The organism is Streptomyces sp. SID3343 (genome assembly GCF_009865215.1).
Taxonomy (GTDB): Bacteria; Actinomycetota; Actinomycetes; order Streptomycetales; family Streptomycetaceae; genus Embleya.
The window spans coordinates 1-4,949 of record NZ_WWJX01000189.1 but is presented as its reverse complement, the minus strand read 5'-3'; the positions used below and the strand labels follow the sequence as shown (position 1 = coordinate 4,949).

At 70.6% G+C, this 4,949-nt stretch carries 5 protein-coding genes; all 5 read right to left on the bottom strand.

Features of this window, described 5'->3' with window-relative positions:
- A partial coding sequence (locus GT354_RS07160; protein WP_237534460.1) for a trypsin-like serine protease occupies positions 1 to 306 on the bottom strand: 306 nt, incomplete at its 3' end.
- Positions 307 to 539: 233 nt separating this feature from the next.
- On the bottom strand, positions 540 to 1,934 hold the full coding sequence (locus GT354_RS07155; RefSeq protein ID WP_161355408.1) for a M1 family metallopeptidase: 1,395 nt from the start codon (positions 1,932 to 1,934) through the stop codon (positions 540 to 542).
- A gap of 186 nt (positions 1,935 to 2,120) precedes the next feature.
- Complete coding sequence (locus GT354_RS07150; protein WP_161355407.1) at positions 2,121 to 2,639, bottom strand: nucleoside 2-deoxyribosyltransferase; 519 nt, start codon at positions 2,637 to 2,639, stop codon at positions 2,121 to 2,123.
- A 105-nt stretch (positions 2,640 to 2,744) separates the two neighbouring features.
- The gene (locus tag GT354_RS07145) at positions 2,745 to 3,368 is read right to left on the bottom strand and encodes a class I SAM-dependent methyltransferase (RefSeq protein ID WP_161355406.1); all 624 of its coding nucleotides are present in this window, start codon (positions 3,366 to 3,368) and stop codon (positions 2,745 to 2,747) included.
- A 49-nt stretch (positions 3,369 to 3,417) separates the two neighbouring features.
- Positions 3,418 to 4,949 (bottom strand): hypothetical protein (locus tag GT354_RS07140; protein ID WP_161355405.1); only part of this gene is annotated, 1,532 nt, incomplete at its 5' end.

The window sequence follows — 4,949 nt, the reverse complement described above, 5'->3', positions numbered from 1 at the left end:
GTCGAGACTGCCGATGCGGAACGTCAGTTGTCCTCCGCTGACACAGTGCTTGGCCGTGAGAATCCACGTGGGCGCGATGATGGTCGAGGTACACGTCTGTTGGCCGGCCGAGAACAACCGGGCCGCCCAGGGGGCGTTCTGCGCGTATCCGCCACCGATGATGGGCCGGGGGCCGTCGGTCGACGGAGCTCCGACGGAAGCAGCGGTCGCGGTCGTGCCGGTGGTGGTGGCGCCGGCCGTGGAGCCGGCGGTGAGCACCATCAGCGCAGCGGCTGAAAGCGCGGCAATCATCCTGGGTATGCGCAAGGGTTTCCTCGTTTCCGAAGACACGCGGTATCCCACGTGTGGCGTCCAAGGGGTACCAGCATCCCCGTAGCCACCCGCCCCGAGGTAATAGCATTCACCCATAACACGAGGGCCGCACCGACCGTGTCGGGGGACGCGCCCGGCGGGTCGGGACCGGAGCCCGCCGCGCTCGACTGTCGGCGCAGGCCGACCCGCACCGCGCCCGGCACCACCCGAAAGGTCCGTCGGGCCGATCAACCGCCGACGCGGTGCTCCGCCCAGAACGCGGTCAGGTCGACGCGGGTGGCCGCCTGGGCGGCGGACTTGAACTCGGCCGGGGTCGAGACGCCGTACCAATGGTCGGCGGCGTAGCCGCGCATCAACGCGTCCATCGGAGCGTCGCCGATCAGCCGCCGCAGTTCGTGCAGCGTGCACTTGCCGTGCTCGTAGACGACGGCCTCGTAGCGGGCCGGATGGGCGTCCCAGTAGCGCATCGAGGCGGTGAGTCGCTCGGCGGGCGAGGCCCACGAGAAGCCTTGCCGGCAGTCCTGCCCGGCCTTCGCGAGTGCCAGGTCGGTTGCGTACTCGGCGAACGCCTCGTCGAGCCACGGATCGGTGTACTCGTCGTTGCCGACGATCCCGTACCACCACTGGTGCGCGATCTCGTGGGTGAGGGCGACGACGTCGACCCGGTCCAGGACCAGGCCCGGGTACTCCATGCCGCCGAACCACAGATCGCCGGCCAGGACGACATCCACCTCGGTGTACGGGTAGGCGCCGAACCGCCGGGAGTTGGCGTCGACGGCCGAGACCGCCACATCCAGCATGCTCCGCGCGTCCGATGGGCTGATCCCGTTCTCCGCGTAGACGTTGATCCGCACTCCCGCAGGGGAGGTCCGGGAGATCCTGACATAGGGTCCCGCGGCCCACGCGAAGTCGCGGACCCGGCGCGCGGTCGCGGTGGTGACGGTACGGCCGGCCGCCCCCGGGGAATCGACCGAGGTGCCGGTGGCGGGCACGCGCAGGTGCGCGGGGTGGTCGAGGACGACGTGGAAGTCGGCGGCCGGGGAGTAGAAGGACTCGCCGTGGTTCGTGTAGGGGTCCAGATGCCAGCCCGCCGCGTCGCGGATCGCCAGGACCGGGAGCGCGTTGCCCAGGAAGCTGTAGCCGTCGCGGTGGCCGAACCGGTCGGCCCCGTCGGGGACTTCGATGCGCAGACCGAAGCGGATCGAGCCGCGCCGGCCTCGGCTCAGGGGCGTGGGCAGGACGATGCGCAGAGCGGTGCAGTCGACGGTGAGCTCCCCGGGGACGCCGCCGCCGACGTCCGACACCGTGATCGGCGGCGCCGCGCAGGTGCCGTGCGCGTTGTCCCACAACCGCAGGTAGACCTCGCGGAGCGGATCGGCCGAGGTGTTGACGAAGCTCACCTGCTCGTTACCGGTCCATACGCGTCCGGTGGCGTCGCCGCTCAGCTCGACCGTGTAGGAGGGCGCGGCGGGCGTACGAACGGGGCCCGGGTGCACCGGAGATCGTCGAACGACGCCGGGCCCGCCGTCGGCGGGCTCGTCACCGCGCGCGGAGGCGGAGCCGCCGCCGACTCCCGCGAGCAGCGTGGCCAGGGCGGTGAACAGGGCTGCGGCGATTCGCATCGGATCGGCTCTCGGGTCGGCTCTCGGATCGGCGACGTGGGGCATCGCTCGGGGGTGTCGGCCTTCGGGAGGCAGCAAGCAGCAGGAAGCGCGCGGCAGGAAGCGGAAGTGGGAAGTCCCGAGCGCCAGGCGGCAGGTGGCCGACCGCGAGTGCGGCCCGGCCACCCGCCGGTACGGCGGCGCGAGTCACGCCGCGCGCGTGGTCTCCCGGTGACGGGTCACCGCCCGGTGCAGCGCACGGTCGAGTTCGGGCAGCGCCGCGGCGACGTCCGTGTACTCCACGTACTCCACCGTGGCCACGGTATGCAGACCCTGGACGAGGAAGGTGTACTCCCGCCCTCGTTCCAGCATCAGCACGATCGGCTTGTCGAAGGCGCTGGCCCAGCCCACCTCGATGTGCGTGCCCGGCGACGGCGGGAAGCCCGGGAGCGCGACGAAGACGTCGGCCTTGCGGATCTCGTCCTGGTCGAGCTTGGTGCACTGCTCCGGCCGCATCAGCTCCGCGCCCCACGCCTCCCGGCGGTGCGCGTTGTGGACGGAGAGCCCGCGGCCCTCGAAGTGCTTGATCAGGATGTCGAAGGGGGTTCGCGCGTGCTCCGGCATCTCGCCGGTGACCGGGTCCAGGAGTTGGATGAAGGGTCCGGCGAGGAACATCGAACCCACGTCGAGGTCGGCCAGGGAGTCGGTGGATGGGGCGATGGTCATACGGCTACCTCCGGAATGAGGCGATGGGACGGCCGGAACGGCCTGGGACGACTGGGGACGGCTCGAAACGCCGCGGAACGGCTTGGCGAAAGCGCCGGCGCGCGGTCAGGTCCGGGTCTTGACGAAGCATTGGATGTAGGCCTCGCCGGTGGTGCCGTAGGTGTACTCGGTGGTGTCGTACGCCTCGTACGGGTGGGACTCGACCCGGATGCTCCGGAAGTGCGGCAGGTACTGCCAACGCAGCTCCGGCTTGGTGCTGAAGAAGGGGATGAACACCCCGCCGGGCCGCAGTACCCGAACCACCTCCGGCATGGTCCTGGCCCACAGGGCCTGGTCCGTCCAGACGTCCATGTCCAGTGCCGGGTCGAAGAACATTCCGTCGATGCTCTCCGACGGCAGTTCGAAGATCCGTTGGAAGAAGTCGCCGCGTTCGATGGCGAGATTGTCGGGCAGCGTCGGGTGACTGCTCCGAAACAGCGCCTCGACCTCGTCGAACAGTTCGAGCACGGTGTGACTGCGAGTGGCCGGATTGCCCGCGATTCGCAGTGCGGACAGGCCCAGGCCGAGCCCGACCTCGTAGAAATCCCGGCCGTACTCGCACAGCATGTCGGCGCTGGCCCACATCAGATCCCGCTCCCAGGCCTGCATGGCCTGTTCGCCTCCGATGCTCAATGTCACCTCGCCGTCGCGCTCGACGAGTTCGATCTCAGGCTTGGACCGGGTTTCCATGGCAACCGTCCTTCGTGGATTCGAGTGATGTGACACAAACGGGTCGTCCTCAGCCGCGGCGCGGGACGACCCCGAAGTGGCGTCGGGCCGTGGAGACGGCGAGGTCCTGGACGGCGAAGACCGTGAAGTAGTACGCCTGCGGCGCGGTTTCGGGGGCGAACCGCACGCGGAAGGCGACCTCTTCGGGCTTGCCGTCACCGCCGCGGACCTTGACGGTGGTCGGTTCCACCGTGGTGTCCCCGCGCAGGTAGGTGGGCACGAACAGGCCCAGGCGGACCGGCCCGGGGCGAGCCGCGGTGAGCGAGGCGCGCACCTCCAGCACGCCGCCCTGCTCGACCTCGTCCTCGGCGTAGGCCAGCAACGCGGGGGCGTCGGGGACGCGGAAGGTGACGTCGCCGCAGCGCATGCAGACCGCGCACACGGTGTCCGAGACATGCGGCAGCAGCCCGCGCCGGGTGAACTCCTGGGCGGGGCGCCCGCAATGGCAGGTCACCTCGCGGACCTCGGGGTCCAGCGAACTACGGTCCCCGAAGAACGCGGGGTAGTTCATGATCTCGTTCTCGGGGTTGGCCGCGACCTGTTCGGCGATCACGTGGTCCAGGGACTGGAGGTCCGCCGTGAGCGAGCCACGGATCTCCCCGGGCGACCGGTCGGCCAGGTGGGTCGGACGCGACACCCACAGGTCCACCTTGCGGGCGAGCTTGACCAGCCTCGGGCGCAAGAGGTGGTTGTGCGGCAGCAGGTCGGAGGTGAGCAGCGTGGTGAGGCGTCGTCCGACGGTGAGCACGAGCGGATCGGGGCGGTGCGCGGCGGGTTCCGGCGCGGCGCCGGCGTCCTGCCCGGCCTCCGGGAGCCCGAAGCGCATGAAGGCGGGGTAGGGGTGCGACCCGGCGAGGCTCGCGTTGAGGGTGTCCACCGAGTCGGCGCCGGTCAGGGCCGCGCGCATCCACGCGACGTTCTCGGGCCGGTCGGAGTCGTGCACCGAGACGGCGGAGACGATGGTGCGGGCCGGGCCGTCGAGCGCGTTGAGCAACAGTTGATACTTGGGGTCGTACAGCGCGAGATCGGCGAGCGGGCCGCTGTTGCACGCGCTGAGCACCACCTCGACGGCTTCGACGCGGTTCAGCGGTACGAGCTTGTCCTCGGGCTTGTAGCACGGCAGTCCGTACGCGCACCGGGGGCCGAGCAGTCCGGCGCGCGAGGGGACGGACGGGTTGAGTCCACAGATGGTGAACTCGCCGAGGTTGACGCTGTCGTCCTTGCCGTGGCCCTGGAACGCCACCCGGCGCCAGCGGGTGCCGAGGATCTCGGCCCGGATGTCGGCGCGGTCGAAGTCGCGGTCGTCGAAGACGCGGACCCCGGGCACGGGCGCCGGGCGGTCGGTGTCGGTGAACAGGCCGACCGCGTCGACACCGGGGGTCGGCGTGGCGTACTGCTTGGCCACGTTCCAGGCCACCGAGGCCGCGTCGCGGCCGCTGAGCAGGGTCAGCGCGTGTTCTCGGCTGCGGTAGGTCGCCAGCAGCAACGCCCGGACCGGATCCAGGTTCAGCCGGTCGTAGCAGCCGACGATCAGCAGCGTGC

What these genes read in the sequence shown, in the direction of transcription:
- GT354_RS07155 (WP_161355408.1), bottom strand. Translation starts at nt 1,934, where the DNA reads ATGCGAATCGCCGCAGCCCTGTTCACCGCCCTGGCCACGCTGCTCGCG.
- GT354_RS07150 (WP_161355407.1), bottom strand. Translation starts at nt 2,639, where the DNA reads ATGACCATCGCCCCATCCACCGACTCCCTGGCCGACCTCGACGTGGGT.
- GT354_RS07145 (WP_161355406.1), bottom strand. Translation starts at nt 3,368, where the DNA reads ATGGAAACCCGGTCCAAGCCTGAGATCGAACTCGTCGAGCGCGACGGC.